The organism is Bowmanella yangjiangensis (genome assembly GCF_018531185.1).
In the GTDB taxonomy this organism is placed as follows: Bacteria; Pseudomonadota; Gammaproteobacteria; order Enterobacterales; family Alteromonadaceae; genus Bowmanella; species Bowmanella yangjiangensis.
In genome coordinates, this window is the sequence record NZ_JAHDJU010000001.1 from 247,581 (window position 1) to 265,878 (window position 18,298).

The 18,298-nt window shown below is 49.2% G+C and carries 19 protein-coding genes; 9 read left to right on the top strand and 10 right to left on the bottom strand.

All coding sequences use genetic code 11. From position 1 onward, the window contains the following. Positions 1–1,281: a threonine synthase gene (gene thrC / locus KJY73_RS01145; RefSeq protein ID WP_214339441.1), complete on the top strand. Its 1,281-nt coding sequence runs from the start codon at positions 1–3 to the stop codon at positions 1,279–1,281. Next, positions 1,278–1,937, top strand: coding sequence for a uracil-DNA glycosylase (gene ung / locus KJY73_RS01150; protein WP_214339443.1), 660 nt, complete (start codon positions 1,278–1,280; stop codon positions 1,935–1,937). The genes thrC and ung overlap by 4 nt, the downstream gene beginning before the upstream one ends. 53 nt (positions 1,938–1,990) lie before the next feature. Here the strand turns inward: ung and KJY73_RS01155 are convergent, their stop codons facing one another. Next, positions 1,991–2,161: a DUF3545 family protein gene (locus KJY73_RS01155; RefSeq protein ID WP_206592139.1), complete on the bottom strand. Its 171-nt coding sequence runs from the start codon at positions 2,159–2,161 to the stop codon at positions 1,991–1,993. Between the two features lie 238 nt (positions 2,162–2,399). Between KJY73_RS01155 and KJY73_RS01160 the strand changes: the two genes are divergently transcribed. After that, positions 2,400–3,770: a sensor histidine kinase gene (locus KJY73_RS01160; protein WP_214339445.1), complete on the top strand. Its 1,371-nt coding sequence runs from the start codon at positions 2,400–2,402 to the stop codon at positions 3,768–3,770. 177 nt (positions 3,771–3,947) lie between these two features. Then, a complete protein-coding gene (locus tag KJY73_RS01165) occupies positions 3,948–4,376 on the top strand; it encodes a GNAT family N-acetyltransferase (RefSeq protein WP_214339447.1) in 429 nt (142 codons plus the stop codon). A gap of 45 nt (positions 4,377–4,421) precedes the next feature. Here KJY73_RS01165 and pgi read toward each other — a convergent pair whose 3' ends face one another. Beyond that, positions 4,422–6,065 carry a glucose-6-phosphate isomerase gene (gene pgi / locus KJY73_RS01170; RefSeq protein ID WP_214339449.1) on the bottom strand — a complete coding sequence of 548 codons (1,644 nt, stop codon included), beginning with the start codon at positions 6,063–6,065 and terminating at the stop codon, positions 4,422–4,424. Between the two features lie 97 nt (positions 6,066–6,162). Next, complete coding sequence (gene tal, locus KJY73_RS01175; protein ID WP_206592143.1) at positions 6,163–7,116, bottom strand: transaldolase; 954 nt, start codon at positions 7,114–7,116, stop codon at positions 6,163–6,165. Positions 7,117–7,328: 212 nt separating this feature from the next. On the opposite strand from tal, the gene KJY73_RS01180 reads away from it, so the two are divergent. Continuing rightward, on the top strand, positions 7,329–7,850 hold the full coding sequence (locus KJY73_RS01180; protein ID WP_214339458.1) for an O-acetyl-ADP-ribose deacetylase: 522 nt from the start codon (positions 7,329–7,331) through the stop codon (positions 7,848–7,850). On the opposite strand, the gene KJY73_RS01185 is transcribed toward KJY73_RS01180, so the two are convergent. Continuing rightward, entirely contained in the window at positions 7,842–8,186 is a 345-nt protein-coding gene (locus tag KJY73_RS01185; RefSeq protein ID WP_214339460.1) for a DUF2834 domain-containing protein, read from the bottom strand. The genes KJY73_RS01180 and KJY73_RS01185 overlap by 9 nt on opposite strands. A 15-nt stretch (positions 8,187–8,201) precedes the next feature. Further along, a complete protein-coding gene (locus tag KJY73_RS01190; protein ID WP_214339462.1) occupies positions 8,202–8,690 on the bottom strand; it encodes a hypothetical protein in 489 nt (162 codons plus the stop codon). A gap of 237 nt (positions 8,691–8,927) precedes the next feature. Between KJY73_RS01190 and yaaA the strand changes: the two genes are divergently transcribed. Both yaaA and KJY73_RS01200 read left to right on the top strand, forming a co-directional pair. Continuing rightward, a complete protein-coding gene (yaaA, locus tag KJY73_RS01195) occupies positions 8,928–9,701 on the top strand; it encodes a peroxide stress protein YaaA (protein WP_214339464.1) in 774 nt (257 codons plus the stop codon). A 114-nt stretch (positions 9,702–9,815) separates the two neighbouring features. Then, a complete protein-coding gene (locus KJY73_RS01200; RefSeq protein ID WP_214339466.1) occupies positions 9,816–10,553 on the top strand; it encodes a MipA/OmpV family protein in 738 nt (245 codons plus the stop codon). On the opposite strand, the gene KJY73_RS01205 is transcribed toward KJY73_RS01200, so the two are convergent. The 5 genes from KJY73_RS01205 to KJY73_RS01225 all read right to left on the bottom strand — a co-directional run bounded on the left by KJY73_RS01205 (position 10,550) and on the right by KJY73_RS01225 (position 16,018). After that, positions 10,550–13,219: an ATP-binding protein gene (locus tag KJY73_RS01205; protein WP_214339468.1), complete on the bottom strand. Its 2,670-nt coding sequence runs from the start codon at positions 13,217–13,219 to the stop codon at positions 10,550–10,552. The genes KJY73_RS01200 and KJY73_RS01205 overlap by 4 nt on opposite strands. A 38-nt stretch (positions 13,220–13,257) precedes the next feature. Further along, positions 13,258–13,683 carry a DUF4426 domain-containing protein gene (locus KJY73_RS01210; protein ID WP_214339470.1) on the bottom strand — a complete coding sequence of 142 codons (426 nt, stop codon included), beginning with the start codon at positions 13,681–13,683 and terminating at the stop codon, positions 13,258–13,260. 182 nt (positions 13,684–13,865) lie between these two features. Beyond that, positions 13,866–14,414, bottom strand: a complete 549-nt coding sequence (locus KJY73_RS01215; protein ID WP_214339472.1) for a YggT family protein — start codon at positions 14,412–14,414, stop codon at positions 13,866–13,868. 21 nt (positions 14,415–14,435) lie between these two features. Continuing rightward, a complete protein-coding gene (gene proC, locus KJY73_RS01220) occupies positions 14,436–15,254 on the bottom strand; it encodes a pyrroline-5-carboxylate reductase (protein WP_214339474.1) in 819 nt (272 codons plus the stop codon). Between the two features lie 59 nt (positions 15,255–15,313). Further along, positions 15,314–16,018, bottom strand: a complete 705-nt coding sequence (locus KJY73_RS01225) for a YggS family pyridoxal phosphate-dependent enzyme (RefSeq protein ID WP_214339476.1) — start codon at positions 16,016–16,018, stop codon at positions 15,314–15,316. A gap of 118 nt (positions 16,019–16,136) precedes the next feature. On the opposite strand from KJY73_RS01225, the gene KJY73_RS01230 reads away from it, so the two are divergent. Both KJY73_RS01230 and KJY73_RS01235 read left to right on the top strand, forming a co-directional pair. Continuing rightward, positions 16,137–17,174 (top strand): type IV pilus twitching motility protein PilT, encoded by a 1,038-nt coding sequence (locus tag KJY73_RS01230; RefSeq protein WP_206592151.1) that lies wholly within the window; start codon positions 16,137–16,139, stop codon positions 17,172–17,174. An 11-nt stretch (positions 17,175–17,185) separates the two neighbouring features. After that, positions 17,186–18,298 (top strand): PilT/PilU family type 4a pilus ATPase, encoded by a 1,113-nt coding sequence (locus KJY73_RS01235; protein ID WP_214339478.1) that lies wholly within the window; start codon positions 17,186–17,188, stop codon positions 18,296–18,298.

The following is an 18,298-nucleotide window of genomic DNA, read 5'->3' on the forward strand; positions in this document are numbered from 1 at the left end:
TTGGAATTGTTCAACTTAAAGGAAACCACCGAAAGGGTGAGTTTCAGCCAGGCGGTAAAGCAAGGACTGGGCAAAAACCAGGGATTGTTCTTTCCTGCCCATCTGCCCACTTTTGATGATATTGATGCGCTATTGGCCATGCCGTTGGCCGAGCGTAGCGCCGAGATTTTACACCGCTTAATTGGCGATGAGATCCCCAAAGCACGTTTGGCACAGTTAGTAGCGAATGCATTTAATTTCCCTGCGCCACTGGCCAAGGTGGAAGAGGATGTGTACTGCCTGGAATTGTTCCATGGCCCTACACTGGCGTTTAAAGACTTTGGCGGTCGCTTTATGGCCCAGTGCCTGTCTGAGCTGGCCAAAGGTGAAAAAATCACTATTTTGACCGCCACTTCAGGTGATACCGGCGCCGCAGTCGCTCATGCCTTCTATGGCCTGGAAAACATCGATGTGGTGATTTTGTATCCTAAGGGCAAGATCAGCTTGCTGCAGGAAAAGCTCTTCACCACCTTAGGTGGCAATATTCACACTATCGCCATTGAGGGGGATTTTGACCAGTGCCAGCAGTTGGTGAAAACCACCTTCGACGATGAGCAGGCCAGAACAGGTTTGCATCTGAACTCGGCCAACTCCATCAATATCAGTCGCTTGTTGGCGCAGATCTGTTACTACTTTGAAGCGGTAGCGCAGCTTGAGAATCGCGATAACCTGGTGATCTCTGTGCCTTCAGGTAACTTTGGTAACCTAACCGCCGCGATGTTTGCCAAGGTACTGGGTCTGCCAATTCAGGGCTTTGTGGCTTCGACCAATTTGAATGATACGGTGCCGCGTTATTTGCGCACTGGCGAGTGGCAGCCTAAGCCCACCATTGCGACACTATCCAATGCCATGGATGTTAGCCAGCCTAACAACTGGCCACGCATTGAAGCGCTGTTTGAACAAGGGTATCTGGATAAGGCAATCCTGCAATCTGATGCCATAGATGAAGAGTACACCCAAGTAGCTATGCGTCAGTTGGCGTCCCTTGGCTATGTCAGCGAGCCGCATGCGGCGGTCGCTTACAAGGCCTTGAAACGCCATCTTGAGCCTGGTCAAACCGGTATATTCCTGGGAACTGCCCACCCTGCCAAGTTCCGCGATACGGTAGAAAATGTGCTAGGACAGCCTATCAGCCTGCCTCATGAGCTGGCTGAATGTGCTGGCAAGGAAGGCTTGTCTCTGACCTTGGCTAATGATTACCAGCAACTGAAAGCTACCTTGTTTGAATTGGTGGGTAAGTGACAAGCTGGCAGGACGTATTGGGGCAGGAAAAGCAGCAGGACTACTTTCAGCAAATCCTGAGCTTTGTGAAGGCCGAGCGGGACGCGGGTAAAACCATTTACCCGCCCCAGGCCGATGTCTTCAATGCGTTCAAATACACGCCTTTTGATCAGGTTAAAGTGGTGATACTTGGACAGGATCCTTACCATGGTCCGGGTCAAGCCCATGGACTGTGTTTTTCGGTTTTGCCGGGCATCGCACCGCCACCGTCACTGGTCAATATGTACAAGGAACTGCAGCAGGATATCGCTGGTTTTGAGCGCCCCGAGCATGGTTTTTTACAGCGCTGGGCGGAGCAAGGTGTGCTGCTGCTAAATACCGTGTTAACTGTGCAGCAAGGACAGGCGCATTCTCATGCAAAAATTGGTTGGGAGCGTTTCACCGATAAAGTCATTGAGCAGTTAAATCTGCACAGAGAAGGACTGGTGTTCCTATTATGGGGCAGTCATGCACAAAAAAAGGGCGCGATTATCGACAGACAACGTCATCATGTATTGATGGCACCGCACCCAAGCCCGCTATCAGCGCACCGTGGCTTTCTCGGCTGCGGACACTTTTCCAAAGCTAATCAACTGCTAGTGCAACAAGGCTTGAGCCCGGTTAACTGGCAGGTCTGACAACGGCAATGCGCGAGAAATAAAAAAGCCCTGCAATAGCAGGGCTTTTTTAATTAGGCTTCACTTAGCTCTTCATCCAAGAGCAAGTCCAATTCGGCCAGTTCGCGGCGAAGCCGGTACTGATCCTGTATGGCTTCGATCTCTCTCCATTTGCGTTTTTTGCTTTTGTTCTTAGCGGGACGGGACTCTATGTCGAGCATTGACAACAAATCTGACTGATCCACAGGAGATCTCCTTTTTTTTGTTTACCGCAAGACAGGGTATATCACAACCACTGCTAAACTAGAACAACTTTTGTTACCTTTTATTAACATTTTTTGAAGTTTTCATGACATGACCTTTACCTAGGTTGTGTCGAAAAAACATTCAGTTAGATAAGGCAAGAAGCTTACCAAGCTGTACTAACTCGGTTAGGATAATCGGATTATTTGAGAGTTTTATGACAGTCAACTCGAGATCCTAATGCTGCTTAAGCTGGAAAATTTACTGCTGGAAGTATCCAAGTCTGACCGGATAGATTTGGGCGACATGCGTGAAGCCGAAGAACTGATCCTGCAATCTTTACTCAAAGGATTAAGTATTGAACGGGCTGGCATATGGATGCGTGATGAGTATTTGGATGGCATTCGCTGTACGTTGCTTATCGACCTGCACCAGCAAGCTCGATACGAAGATCTGCTGCTGACCCGCAGCCAGTACCCTAAGTACTTTTCCGCATTAGATGAGGAACGTTGTATATCGGCAGAAGATGCGGTGACACACCCAGCCACCGCCGAGTTTGCCGATGGTTATCTTGTCCCCCTTGGTATCGCTTCTTTGTTGGATATGCCAATTCGCCACCGGGGTAAAATGGTGGGTATTGTCTGTTGTGAACATATTGGTCAGCCCAAGCGCTGGAGCGAAGATGAAATGAGCTTTGCTGCCGCCATGGCTGATTTGGTGGGACGGGCTATCAGTGCTAAAGAAAGGAATGACTATGCCAGGCAGTTGGAGCTGACGAATCAGTCACTGGAGTCTTTGGTTAAACAGCGTACTGCCAGCCTGGAAAAGACCCTGGTCAGCCTCAAGCAAGCTCAGCAGCAATTAGTCGAAAATGAAAAAATGGCCAGCCTCGGCAGCCTGGTTTCCGGGGTGGCTCATGAAGTCAATACGCCACTTGGTGTCGCGGTAACCGCAGCCAGTCATTGCCAATTGCAACTGCAGGAATTACGTCATGAGGTCGAAGATAATAAGCTGACGCGCAGCAAATTGGACAGCAAGCTGAGCAGCATGGACGAGTCACTGCATCTGATTAATCAGAATCTGGCCAGGGCCGCCGAGTTGATCCAGAACTTTAAAAAGACCGCGGTAGATCAGCATAATCTGGCGCTGACCGAGTTTGAACTCGGCGAATATGTGGGGGTGGTGATGTCCAGCCTGGTTCCCATACTTAAAACCAAACATATTGCCTTTGAATTATTGAATCCGGTCAGCATTCGGATGTGCAGCTATCCGGGGGCGCTGGCGCAGGTGCTGACCAATCTGGTAAACAATGCCAGTCAACATGCTTTTGATGCCAATACCGACAATGTGATTCAGATTCAGTTACTCCCTCGCGGGGAGAAAGAGGTAGAACTTTGCTTCAATGATAATGGCAAAGGTATGCCTGAAGAGGTTGTCAAAAAAATATTTGAACCCTTTTTTACCACCAAGCGTGGACAGGGGGGCTCGGGCCTGGGTTTATCCATTTGTTACAACCTGGTCACGGCCAAGCTAAAAGGCCAGATGGCCGTTGAATCCACCTTAGGAAAAGGTACCTTGTTCCGCCTTACCTTGCCCCTTCGTGTTGAATAGCCAACAATTTTTTACTCATTCAGAGGCCTGCATCCGTTAGGCTGGCCGTGCCGATAAGATAACTTTCAAAACTGAGCGCAGTAAGCATTCCTGCAATGCGCAAGGTCGGCAAAGATCTAAGCTTTATCGCTGGGTTTATTTATTCAAACCCGGTCGTTGTTGTGCCAGGAGGCAATTATGATTCGAGTCGCCAGTAAGGACGATTTCCCTACCTTGGTTTCTATTTGGTATGAAGCATCAGTAGAGACCCATGATTTTATTCCTGCCAGCTTTTGGCAATCCCAGAAAATCAATATGCAGGAGGTGTATCTGCCGGGAGCGGACACTTGGGTGTATTGTCAGGACGGCCGGTTAGCTGGCTTTATATGTCATCATCAGGGATTTATTCCAGCCTTGTTTGTGGGCAAAGCTTATCAGTCGCAGGGGATAGGGCAGCAGCTTCTGACATTTTTAAAGACTCAATATCCGGTCTTGTCGCTGGCGGTTTATGCCAAAAATTCAGCCGCGCATCGTTTCTACCAACGTCATGGCTTTGTTGAAACTCAGCGTAAAGGCTGTGAGCATTCCGGTGAGGAAGAAGTGCATATGCATTGGCACCAGGCCTAAAAAATGAAAAAGGCGGGTTATCCCGCCTTTTTACTACCTTGCCGCTTATTGGTTAGCCGCCCTGAAGCGGCTAATTAAGGCGTTGGTGCTGGCATCAAAGTCCAGTTCAGCCGCGCTGTCGGTCAGTTTAGCCAGGATGTTATTGCCCAGCACTTTACCCAGCTCTACGCCCCATTGATCAAATGAGTTCACGCCCCAAATGGCACCTTGCACAAATACCTTATGTTCATATAGTGCCACCAATGACCCCAGCGTTTTAGGGTCGAGCTGATTGAACAACAGCGTATTGCTTGGTTTATTGCCGGGCATGGTTTTATGGGTGGCCAGCGAATGGCGTTTTTCTTCACTCAGGCCTTTGCCTTCCAGCTCAGCATAAGCCTCTTCATAGGATTTACCCTGCATCAATGCCTGAGTCTGACCAAAACAGTTGGAGGCCAGCATGGCATGATGAGTGTTGTCCTGATTCGGCACGTTCAAAGGCAGCATAAAGTCGGCCGGGATCAGCACTTGACCCTGGTGAATAAGCTGGTGGAAAGAATGCTGACCGTTAGTGCCTTCACTGCCCCAGATAACCGGCCCGGTGGCGTAATCTACCTGCTCGGCATCTCCCGCTACAGACTTACCGTTACTTTCCATATCCAATTGCTGCACATAGGCAGGAAAGCCGCGTAGATAATGGTAGTAAGGCAACAGCACATGACTTTGTGCGCCAAAGAAGTTGGCATACCAGATCCCAAGTAAACCCATCAGCATCGGCAGGTTTTGTTCAACTGGTGCTTCTACGAAGTGGCGATCCATGGCATAGGCACCATCCAGCAGTTCACGGTAGCTGTCGTAGCCAAGCCCTAAAGCAATCGGCAGACCAATGGCCGACCACAGGGAGTAACGTCCGCCAACCCAATCCCACATGGGGAAGATGTTATCTTCGTCCATGCCGAAGTCCACCGCGGCTTTGATATTGGAGGATACGCAGATAAAGTGCTTGGCTATATCCTGCTGAGTGCCACCGGCTTGCAGGAACCAGGCCTTGGCAGTTAGGGTATTCTGCAAGGTTTCCTGTGTGGTAAATGACTTGGAAGACATCACTACCAACGTCTCTTCATGATCAAGCCCAGCAAGCACATCCTGGATATGGCAGCCATCGACGTTGGCCACAAAATGCAGTTTGATGCCCTGATACCAATATGGCTTTAAGGCTTCAAACATAATTTTCGGGCCTAAGAACGAGCCACCTATACCTATGCTGACAATATGTTTTATAGCTTTACCGGTATAGCCTTTGTGGCTGCCGCTGTGGATACGCTCTACAAAGCTCTTAATCTTATCCTGAGTGGCCAGCACTTCTGGCATAACATCCTGGCCGTCCACTAACACTGGCTTACCGGAGAAGTTACGCAGCGCGGTATGTAATACGGCGCGTCCTTCGGTGTGATTGATGATGTCGCCTGCAAACATGGCATCACGTTTAGCACTGACCTGACGTGTCTCTGCCAGACCAAACAAGGCCTTTAAGATTTCGTCGTTGATCAGGTTTTTGGAGTAATCCAATTCAATACCGCAGGCCTGGCTGGTATAGCGCTGCGCACGTTGGTCATCCTGTTTGAACCAGTCACGCATATGTTGGCCGTTCAGACCTTGGGCCAAAGCTTGCAGTTGTTGCCAGTTGCCGGTTTGAGTCAGGCTAGTCATCTTGTCTCCATTTTTCCTGCGAGCCGTCACATTTCAGCACGGCCAGAATCTAGAAATAGGTGCGCCCGCAATGGCGGGCGCAGAATATGGGCTGTATTTAGAAAAAACCTTTTAGCACAGTTTCCAGCTTCACCTGATCGGCCGCAAAACTGCGAATACCCTGAGCCAGCTTCTCGGTAGCCATGGGGTCTTCGTTCATCTGCCAGCGGAAATCATTTTCGCTGATACGTTCACCGGCTTGCTTACTGGCGCCCTTGTCTTGCAGTTTTACTTCAAGAGGGGCATCCGTCTGGGCTAGCTGCTCCAATAAATCGGGGCTGATGGTCAAACGGTCACAACCTGCCAGTTCGGTAATCTCGCCGGTGTTGCGGAAACTGGCACCCATCACCACGGTTTTGTAGCCGTGGTCTTTGTAGTATTGATAAATCTGGGTAACCGATTGGACGCCGGGATCTTCGGCCGGAGCATAGTCTTTTTTGTCGGTATTAGCTTTGTACCAATCCAGAATTCTGCCGACGAAGGGGGAAATCAAAAACACGCCGGCTTCTGCGCATGCACGTGCCTGAGCGAAACTGAACAACAGAGTCAGGTTGCAGTTGATACCTTCCTGTTCCAACTGTTCGGCGGCGCAAATGCCTTCCCAAGTCGAAGCGATCTTTATCAGAATGCGGTCTTTCTCAACGCCGGCTTCTTTATATAGGGCAATCAGCTTGCGCGCTTTGTCGATAGTCGCCTGCGTATCGAATGACAATCTGGCGTCTACTTCGGTAGAGATACGACCAGGGATGATACCCAGAATTTCACAACCAATACTTACCGCAAGCTTGTCACCGGCATCCAGTAACTGTTGCTCGGGGTCGTTGGACTGCTGCTTGGCCCAGGCTACGGATTTTTCGATCAGCTCACGATAATGTGGCAAGGAAGCCGCTTTGAGCATGAGTGAAGGATTGGTAGTGGCATCAACGGGGTGATATTTGCGAATTGCTTCGATGTCGCCCGTATCTGCGACCACAGTAGTAATTTTCTTTAAAGACTCCAGTTGATTTGCCATGGGATCCTCTAGATTGAAAGTTTATTTCGTAAATTTACAACAAAATGAGCTTTGTCTCTATTACGAATTATGATTGATACCGAGACTTTTGTGATAAGCCCGGTATTGGAAGGCCATCCGGATGGTGTCATCGGGACGTGCCGGGGGAACACTTATTTATTAAACTGAGTTTGCGGCTAAGTGTAACGGTTTCAAGGGGCAAGGCACAGAAGATGGCAGCAAAAATCACGCTGATTAACGAGGATATTACGACTTTGCCTGTTGACGCTATAGTCAACGCGGCCAATCAGAGCTTGCTTGGCGGTGGTGGGGTGGATGGGGCTATTCATCGTGCGGCCGGAGCGCAGTTGTTAGCTTGTTGTCGTGACCTTGGTGGTTGTGCGGTTGGCGAAGCTAAGATCACCCCAGGCTTCAACTTACCTGCCCGCTATGTGATTCACACCGTTGGCCCCATTTGGCAAGATGGGCAGCATGAAGAAGCCAGGTTACTGGCGGCTTGTTATCGCAACAGTCTGCGCCTGGCTGGGGAATACCGGCTTAGCAGCATCGCCTTTCCAGCGATCAGTTGTGGTGTATACGGCTATCCTATCAACCAGGCCTGCAAGCTCGCAGTGCAGACGGTGGTTGGCGTTCTGGATGATTATCCTCAACTGACAAAGGTTATCTTCTGCGCCTTTAATGCAGAAGTTTACCAAGCGCTAACCGCTGAATTAGCCGTTCTGGATTTAATTTAAATCCGTTTGGGTAAACGCGGCCTGATAACGTTCGCGCAATAACAAATACAGCGGTAGTCCGAGCGACACCCCTACCAGGCAGGTTGCCAGAATGGCTGTCCAGGCATAGGTTAGCTTGACGCGTCTGTTTTCCAGCAGGATAAAGCTAATCAAAACGACGGCTGATATGCCAACGTCCAGCCAGGCAAACAGACTTAAAGGATCCTGACGAATCTGTTCCAGCATTAATGGCGTATTAAGACCCTGTTGTAACAGCCAGGGATAAAATGCGGCTAAGGGCAATAAAGTACCCAACACGCACATGAAGGCATAGAATAAGCAAACTTTATTTTGCATCTAGGTCAATCGGCTCTAGAACTGATAACTGACAGTGACGTTACCACTGGCGTAATTTTTATCCACCACTGAAACCCGTCCATAGCCTGCCTCAAACTTAATGCGCCAGCTTCGTGCGTTCAGCCCACTGAAATTATAGCTGTAGGATAAGGCGGCGCCTTGCACGCTGTGATCGTCAAACAGGCCGCTAATTATACAAGAAAAGGCGTCGCCAACATTGTCATCTTCCTCACTGCAGGTATCCACATCTCTTGTACCTATAGCACCCAGCGCGATACCCAACGCATGATGCTGGTTGTCATCAAGAGCCTGCTCGTAGCCGAGGTTAAATCCGTCATCCAGTCCCAGGTTGTACTTAGCATACCAACGCTGACTGTCGTTGTTAGACCAGGATACTTCAGGTACAACAAAGTAGGGATAGCCACCGCCGATAGAGAAATCAACATCGCTGGCGAAAGAGGGTATTGCATAGCACATCGACAATACTAGTAGTGCTTTTTTCATCTTTTTATCGTCCTTGGTACAAAGTTGCGAAGATAGTAACCGGCTATTTCGGGCAGGAATATGTAATGTTCCAATAAAGTTGTAAATCTTTGCTATTGGCATGCTTTGGCGTCTAAAACCAGCTTTGGGCTTAGTGGCTATTGATTAACTCTATCGGCCACATCGTTTTAGTGAATTTGCTCCCAGTCACTGTGCTGGCTATAGTAGCGGCCAACTTGTAGTAATACCCGGAAGCCTATGCTGATCGTCCTCTCTCCTGCCAAAAACCTTGATTATGATACGCCACCACAAATTACTGAATTCAGTCAGCCGGATATGCTCGATCAAACCAGTGAACTGATCAGTGTTTGCCGGGATTTGTCACCGGCCCAGGTAGGGAGCCTGATGCATATCAGTGATAAGCTGGCGCATTTAAATGTCGAACGTTATCAAAGCTGGGCGCTGCCTTTTACTGCAGATAATGCTAAGCAAGCCGTTTTGGCCTTTAATGGTGATGTTTACACTGGGCTTGAAGCCAACAGCCTGAGCCAGGATGATCTGCGCTATGCGCAGCAGCACCTACGCATATTGTCTGGCCTGTATGGCTTGCTAAAGCCGCTGGATTTGATGCAAGCGTACCGATTGGAAATGGGTACCAAGTTAGCTAACCCAAGAGGTAAGGATCTTTATCAATTTTGGGGAGAGCGAATTACTACTGCACTAAACCACGCAATGCGTGAGCAGGGCGATAATGTGCTGATAAACCTCGCATCCAACGAGTATTTTAAATCTGTAAAGCCCAAAAAACTGGACGGCATGATTGTTACCCCGGTGTTTAAGGACGCCAAGGGCGGTCAGTATAAGGTTATTAGTTTCTTTGCCAAAAAGGCCAGAGGTATGATGGCGCGCTTTATTCTGCAGCAGCGTTTGACCGAAGTAGAACAACTTAAGGCATTCGATATCGGCGGTTATCGTTTCGATGAGCAGCAGTCGACAGCTACCGAGTTGGTGTTTCTGCGTGACGAGCAATAATACAGAGAAGATCCAATTCCTGATTTTGTCTGTATAAGTTTGACACAGAATTAGTCGAGTCTGTTTCGACAGATATAACGCAGACTGGTAAACACACTAAAGGGAGATTCAGCAATGCAGACACGGGCATTGGCTTTGTGCCTGGCACTCGCAGGTAGTACACAAGTTTTAGCTGAGGAGCAATGGGGGCTGGGACTTGGGGTTATTTCTGCCGCCTCTCCCTACCAAGGAGAGTCCAAGGATGTGCTGGTTGTGCCCCTTGTGAGCTACGACAATGAGCGTTTTCATTTCAGTGGCGTGTCGGCTAGCTATGACCTCTATGAAGAGGGTGCATTCAAATGGGCTGCATTCGTACGCCCAGGCTTTGACTTTTTCAGGCCGGATGACGCCGATGACGAAAGCATGCGCTCCCTAAAGCGGAGAAAATTCTCCGTCCTGGCAGGTGTTCGTTTGGAGACCGAGCTAGGGTTTGCCAAAGGCAGCCTTGCCATGGCCCATGATATTACCGGAAATGCCAAAGGGTATAGCCTTGAAGCCGGCTTAAGTCGGCAGTTTATTATCAACAGGGTCCTGATGCTCAAAACCGAGCTGGGCTTGGTGTATGCTGACCAAAAGACCGTAGATTATTATTACGGAGTAGACAGCGGAGAATCCCCTTATTTTGCGGCTTATACCGCGGATAGTGCGCTGAACCCTTATGTATCCGCGACCTTAATGTATCAGCTGGACCCTAACTGGCAGCTATTTAGCAACCTCAAAGTCAGTGAGTACGACAGTGAGATAAAGGACTCTCCCATAGTTGCACGGGATCGCGATGTGCAGTTTATGGCGGCGATGAGTTATAAGTTCTAAGCCTGAGTGAGGTAGCGAGCCAAACATTGGTAAAGCTCGGCTTTGCGGATCGGCTTGGTGAGGTAGTGATCCATACCAGCCTCTTTGGCTCGCTGCAGATCCTGAGGCAGGGCATTAGCAGACAAACCACAGATGGGCAGTGTATGGCCTTTCTCCCTTAAGGCGGCCGTTGCTTGGTAGCCATCCATCAGCGGCATCTGCACATCCATTAATATGGCATCGTAGTGAGGTGCATTAAGCACTTTGCTTACCGCCTGATGACCGTTTTCAGCAAGATCAAAGGTAATACCAAAGAGTTTTAGCATTTCACCGACCACCATTTGGTTGATGGGATTGTCCTCAACTAATAACAGGTGCCCGGCAAGCTTATTCTGTACGGTTAACTCTGGGGATTCATCATGTCCTTGCAATGTAGGAAATAGTACATGCTGAAGAAAACGCCTGACATCAGCGGGGCTAAATGGGCTGGCCAGATACTGGCAGCTATTGACCGTCTTGTAGTTTTGTAATCGGATTTGCGCCGCACTGGTAAAAATCAACCCAGCTTTAACACACTTTTCCAGGCAGTTGTCCAACATGCCCGCCAAAATCTGGTACTGCTCTGGTTGGCGAATATCGATGAGTACGGCATCTTCGCTGGTGAGTTCAAGGAGCTTTTCGGCCTGTTTGAAAGGTAATACCTGATAGTTTCCTACTAGAGTTTCCAGGTAATCCTGTGGCAGCAGCTTTTCTGTTTCTTTACACAGGTAATACAGCCGACCACTGAATGCTGGTGTAAGGTGGCTGAGGAGCGGCGGACTGTTGGATAAGCTTCCCAACTGCAAGGTGACCTTAAAACAACTGCCTTTGCCCGGCGTTGAGCTTACTTCAATCTTGCCATCCATCATCTCACAAAGGTGCTTGGCGATAGACAGTCCCAGGCCACTGCCGCCATAACGTCGACTGGTTGAGCCATCTGCCTGGGTAAATGAGTCAAAGATGTCCCTGAGTTTGGTCTCTTCAATGCCGATGCCGGTATCTTCAACTTCCAGCAAGAGTTGGCCTGATTCATCGTCGTGTTGCAACCAGTCAAAACGCACGTTGATTTGACCTAATTCGGTAAATTTAATCGCATTGCTGGTGAGATTAAGCAGTATCTGCGTGATTCGCAGAGGGTCACCAATGAGTTTTGCTGGGATATGGGGGGTAGCATGAAAAACCAGTTTCAGGTTTTTTTCCCTGGCTTTAACACTAGTGTTGGACAGCACATTATCAATGAGCGAGTCCAGTTCAAACTGAATGCTCTCAAGGCTAAGTTTGCCAGCCTCTATTTTGGAAAAATCCAGAATATCATTTATCAGGCTCAGCAGAATATTGGATGACTGGGCTATTTTATTCAGATAGTTCTTTTGCAGTTCATCAGGCTGAGTTTGCTGGAGTAACTCCACCAGGCCAATAATGCCGTTCATGGGGGTTCGTATTTCGTGGCTCATGTTCGCCAGGAAGATACTTTTCAGAACGGTTGCCGCCTCGGCCTTGTGTTTGGCCTGTTCTAACTCCTGATTCATCTGTTCCTGCCATTCCAGAAGTTCGCGGGTTTGCAGCAGAAGTTGTTGTGTCTGTTCATTGCGGCTTTTGAATACGTCAGCAGCTAACGCCAGTTGTCCAATTTCATCCTTTCGGTCGGTTTGCGGGATATCATCAACCGGCTGATCCTTTGCCAGCTTGCGAAACACACCGGTCAACTGATTAATGGGGCGCGTGATACGGCGGGCAAAGTAAAGGGCAACCAAAGCGGCTAGCACTATGCCGGTAAGGGAGAAAATGTGGCTGTGCAGGCGGCTTTGCTGGGCATCGGCAAGCACTTCCTGGCCAGTATTATCTTGCTCTTTGGTCAGCCACTGGTTCAATTCCCTGGTCATGTGCTGAAACTCGGCCACGGCGCCAGCCATAACGACGTTAACCTGAAACACATAGTCACTGGTCAATGTCTGAAGATCACTGAAGGCTTTCTCCATATCATCCAGTGTCGTCGACAAACCGGCCGGGGCTGCGGACCACTGGCCGAGTACTTCCCGGCTAGCCTGAAGCTGACGTTTGAATTCTGATACATCGGAAAATTCCGGGTGCAGCAAATAGTCCAGATAAGCTGTTTCTGCGATATGAAAAGAACGGCGCAATGACTCTATAAGTGGCAGGGCTAGTTTGTCACCTTCATACTGATTAGCCAGGGTGCGCAGTAATTCCTCGTTATCCTTAAACAAAGGATTCAGTCTGGCCTCTCTGAGGATATCCCGTGCTTGTCGCTTCTGTTTAACATCGTTAAAGCTATGACGATATTCGGCAAGCTTATTGGTCATCTGTACCGGGAAGTCTTTAAACTGTTCTGGCAGAGGAACTGCAAGCAGCTTGTCCAGATTGCTGTCTAAACGGGAAAGCACCAGGTTAAATCTGTGTACATTGGCTCTTTTGGGGGATTCTTTGAAAATCAGCAGAGTGCGTTGTAAGTCCAGAATATCCCGTTCCAGCTCTCTGATCAGCGTTTGGTTGTCCATAGAACTGCGTGTTTTGTCGAGGTTATCTACAAAACGATTTTGGGTTTGCAACGAGAACAGGTTATTGGCCAGGATCAGTGCCGTCAGCAGGCATAAGGCAAGTAAAAACTGAGACTTAATGCTACTGGGCACTGAGTTAACTCACCGGGTTCGAAGAGTGATGTGAGAGGTTATTCAATATAAAGCTTCTGCTGAAAACGCAACCTTTGCTCAGTGTTGCCCTTACTCAATTTGATATCAAATTTTATCTCTTCTTCGTAACGAAATGACAGCGTGGCAATGTAGTAAATGGCTTTGCCCTCAGTGATCTCTTTAAACTCAAGGGGCTGGCTACGTCCCATTAGATCGGTGGCAGTACCGCTAACCAGAACGTTCTGAGGCGCCTGAGTGGCGCTATCTAGCACAGAGATATTCACCAAGGCATTGTATTTACTCCGTTGGATACCATAGGTGCGGGCAACTTCCGGCGTCAGGAAGCTGCTGGTTAAAGCAATATAGTGGACGTCCCATGCTCCCAACTGCTTCATCTGTTCAGCCTGGCTAAAGGGCGCCAGACTCAGGGCACAAAATACAGCAAGGATCTTAAGCAATTTCATCGGTTTTCTCACACAGCAACATGTGGATTAAGTATAGTCGGCCAGCTTGGCATATGGCTATGATAAGTCAGAAGAATTTGCACGGATAAACGGCGCTTTTGATGTGCTTATCTTGGATAGAAAAACGGCCCGTGACGGGCCGTTTCAAGCGATGTTGAGTAATCTAAGGTCGGTAGAGGTGGCTAGGCCAGCCCCAGGTCTCTGAGCAAAAAGGTCAGAAATTGAATGGCAATAATAGCGACCAATACCGATAAATCGAGTCCGCCCATGGGGGGAATGATTCGGCGGATGGGCGCCAGTAAGGGTTCGGTCAGTTGGTATAAGACCATTTCCATCGGGTTCTGTCCCTGACTAAACCAGCTCAACAGGGCGCGGATGATCAGGATCCAGAAAATCAGTGACAGCGTCTGGTTAACCAACACAATAACGGAGCCGAGTAATATCGCCAGTGGATTAAATACCTGCCAGCTGTTTGCACCCAGTACGAAGTTCATCAGGGTTAACTGAGTAAAGGCGACGAGCAGCGCCAGCACTAAGGTGGCCGTATCCAGATTTCCTAAGGAAGGTAAAACCCGTCGCATAGGACCCACCAAAGGGTGAGTCGCTCTGACCACAAATTGACTAAAGGGATTATAAAAATCTGCCCGGGCAAACTGTAGCCACAAACGCAGGATCACCACCATCAGATAGAGATCAAACAAGGTACCAATCAAAAATTGCATAGAACTCATGGTGTTTTCCCAAATGAAAAATTAAAAAGCCTTGCTCATTACGCTGGCTCTATCTACCGCGGCCTGCATGGCATCGGCAACCAGTGAGCGCAGCCCTTGTTGTTCGAACTGTTCAATCGCCGCTGCCGTCGTGCCGCCTTTGGACGTAACTTGGGCTCTAAGCTCGGCTAATTCAAGGTCAGGATTGTGACAAACCATGTTTGCTGCACCCAGCATAGCCTGTTGGACTAACAATCTTGCTGTTTGGCGGTCAAAACCCAGCTCCATGGCTTTGTCTTGCATGGCTTCCAGAAACAGAAAAAAATAAGCGGGGCTACTGCCAGCAGCAGCGGTGACTGCATCCATCATACTTTCTTCTTCAACCCAGGCGATTTGGCCAACCTGAGCCAGCAAGTCTTGGGCAAAGCTTCGATCAGTTTGGGATACCTGCGCGTCAGCATACAGGCCTGTCATACCTAATCCCATGGCACTTGGCGTATTAGGCATAGTACGAACAACAGGGTAAGTGCCACCCAACATAGCTTGCAACCGCGCAACAGGCAGGCCTGCTGCAATGGAAATAAACAGCTTACCTGCCAATTGGGTAGCCTTAAGTGGTGCTGTGGCAACTTCCATCAACTGCGGTTTCACAGCTAAAACCACCACCTCTGCGTTTTTGCTGGCTTCCAGATTATCCTGACAAACGGCAACACCAAATTCCTGCTGAAGTGCATCCAACTTAGGTCTGGATGGGTTACTGGCGGTGATTTGTTCTGCCGGGTAACCGCTTTTCACCATGCCACTGATGATACTGCGACTCATATTGCCTGCGCCGATAAAGGTAATTTTTCTGTGTTGCATGTCTCTCCCGTTCGCTTTTATGTCCCGTAGTGGATGCGCGTTGTCATCAACAATTATGTCTAGGTTTCGGCGCGTTTTGCCCTTGCACCGAAGATGGCCGTTCCTAATCTTACCATAGTAGAACCGGCTTTGATGGCTGCTGGCATATCGGCTGACATCCCCATGGACAAGGTATCAACTTGCGGATAGCGAGCTTGTAGTGCACTAAACAGCGAGTGCAGTTGGCTGAATACTCTTTCCTGGGCCTGCTCGTCCAGGTCCGCCGCTGGAATGGCCATCAAGCCGCGCAAGGTCAGATTTGGAAGGCTATTGACCTGTTCTGCCAAGGCAAAGAGGGCGGCTTCATCACCAACCCCTGACTTACTCTGTTCGTGACTAATATTGATTTGCAGCAAAACCTGTAAAGGAGCACTTCCTGCTGGCCGTTGCTCGCTTAGTCGCTGGGCGATCTTAAACCTGTCTACCGACTGTACCCAATCAAAATGCGCTGCCACCAACCGGGTTTTATTCGACTGCAAGGGGCCGATAAAATGCCACTCTATGTCCGGGTACGCCTGTAGAGCTTGGATCTTCTCAGCCCCTTCCTGAACATAGTTTTCCCCGAACAGGCGCTGACCGGCCTGATAGGCTTCCAATATGTCCTCGACAGGTTTAGTTTTACTGACTGCCAGTAGTTGAACCTGCGAAGGGGATTTATTAAGCATCTGGCATAAGCCAGCGATGGTTTCAGATGCGCTTTGTAGTCGTTCTGCTATGGTTTTCATGAGTGAGTCTTTGGGTTGAATCAGGTTGCCGACATAAGGTTATGTCAAGGCATACCGAACTTACCAGTTTTCTGTGGTACATCTTGTCTTTTCAGACAGTTAACAAACGGAGTGGGCTGTGGATATTACCGAACTTTTAGCCTTTAGTGTCAAGAATAAGGCCTCTGACTTACATTTGTCCGCCGGGCTACCCCCTATTATCCGGGTGGACGGCGAAATGCGTCGTCTCAATGTACCTGAGCTCGATCACAAGCAAGTGCATGCGCTGGTCTACGAGATTATGAATGACAAACAGCGCAAGGAGTATGAAGAGAATCTGGAGACTGACTTTTCCTTTGAGGTGAAGGGCCTGGCCCGTTTCAGGGTCAATGCCTTTGTACAGAACCGCGGTGCGGCGGCGGTATTACGTACCATCCCCAGTGAGGTACTGACCCTGGATCAGTTGGGCGCTCCGCAGATTTTCAAGGAAATTATCAACCAGCCCACAGGTATAGTGTTAGTGACCGGGGCTACGGGTTCGGGTAAAAGTACCACCCTGGCCGCCATGATTGACCATATCAATAGTAACAAGCGCGAGCATATTCTGACGATTGAAGATCCTATTGAATTTGTTCACGAAAATAAGATGAGCCTGATTAACCAACGGGAAGTGCATCGGGATACCCATAGTTTTAACAATGCACTGCGCAGTGCATTGCGTGAAGACCCGGATGTGATTCTGGTGGGTGAATTACGTGACCTGGAAACCATTCGACTGGCTATCTCTGCGGCTGAAACCGGCCACTTGGTGTTCGGTACACTGCACACCAACTCTGCGCCAAAGACCATAGACAGAATTATTGATGTGTTTCCGGCTGAGGAAAAGTCCATGGTTCGCTCTATGCTGTCTGAATCCTTACGTGCGGTTATTTCACAGACGCTGCTGAAGAAAGTCGGCGGAGGCCGTATTGCAGCCCATGAAATTATGTTGGGTATACCCGCTATCCGTAACCTCATCCGCGAAGATAAAGTACCGCAGATGTACTCGGTAATTCAGACCGGTCAGGCCCATGGTATGCAGACTATGGATCAGTGTTTACAGCGTCTAGTGGCAATGGGGCAAATCACCTCTCAGGATGCCGCTGCGAAATCCATCGACAAGCAACCTAAGTTCTAGGAGACGGTAGCATGATGATGCAACCCTATTTGCAAGGTATGGTGGACTGCGGTGCATCAGACTTGTTTATTACCGTGGGCTTTCCCGTCAGCGTTAAAGTCAACGGCAGGATGACCCCGCTGGATGACCAACCTCTGTCTGCGGACATGTCCCTGGCGCTGGTGGAAAGCCTGATGTCGGAGAAACAGCGTGCGGAGTTTGAGAAGACTAAAGAGTGCAATTTCGCCGTGGCATTGGATGGTGTTGGGCGTTTTCGTTGCAGTGCATTCTGGCAACGGGATTTGGCCGGCATGGTTATCCGTCGTATCGTTACGCAAATCCCTAAAGTAGAGGAGTTGGGTCTACCTCAGGTACTCAAAGACATCATCATGTCTAAACGCGGATTGGTGCTGTTTGTCGGTGCCACGGGTACAGGTAAATCCACCTCCTTGGCTGCGCTGATTGGACATAGAAACCAAAATTCACACGGCCATATTCTGACTATCGAAGACCCTATAGAATTTGTTCATGAGCATGCTAACTGCGTTGTGACCCAGCGAGAAGTGGGCATCGACACCCAGTCTTTCGACGATGCACTGAAAAGTTCATTGCGTCAGGCCCCGGACGTGATTCTGATTGGTGAAATCCGTTCTATGGAAATCATGGAATACGCCATGTCGTTTGCTGATACCGGTCACTTGTGTGTTGCTACCTTGCACGCCAACAATGCCAACCAGGCCATCGAGCGCATTATGCATTTAGCGCCACCGGACCAGCATGAAAAGCTGCGCTTTGACCTGAGTTTGAATATGCGCGCCATCGTTGCCCAACAACTGGTGCCCACCGCAGACGGTAAAGGCAGGGTAGCCGCTATCGAGGTTTTGATGGGCTCACCTTTTGTGCGAGATCTGATTCAACGTAATGAGATTGGCAGCCTTAAGGAGGCGATGCAAAAAGGCAAAGAAATGGGCATGCAAACCTTTGATATGGCGCTGTATGACTTGTACAAGGCCGGTCGGATTAATCTCGATCAGGCGCTGCACCATGCGGATTCACCCAACGATTTGCGTTTGATGATTAAGCTGGACAAAGACGAAGGCCCCGGTTTGGGTTCTTTGTCGAATGTGTCCATTGACCTGGATTAA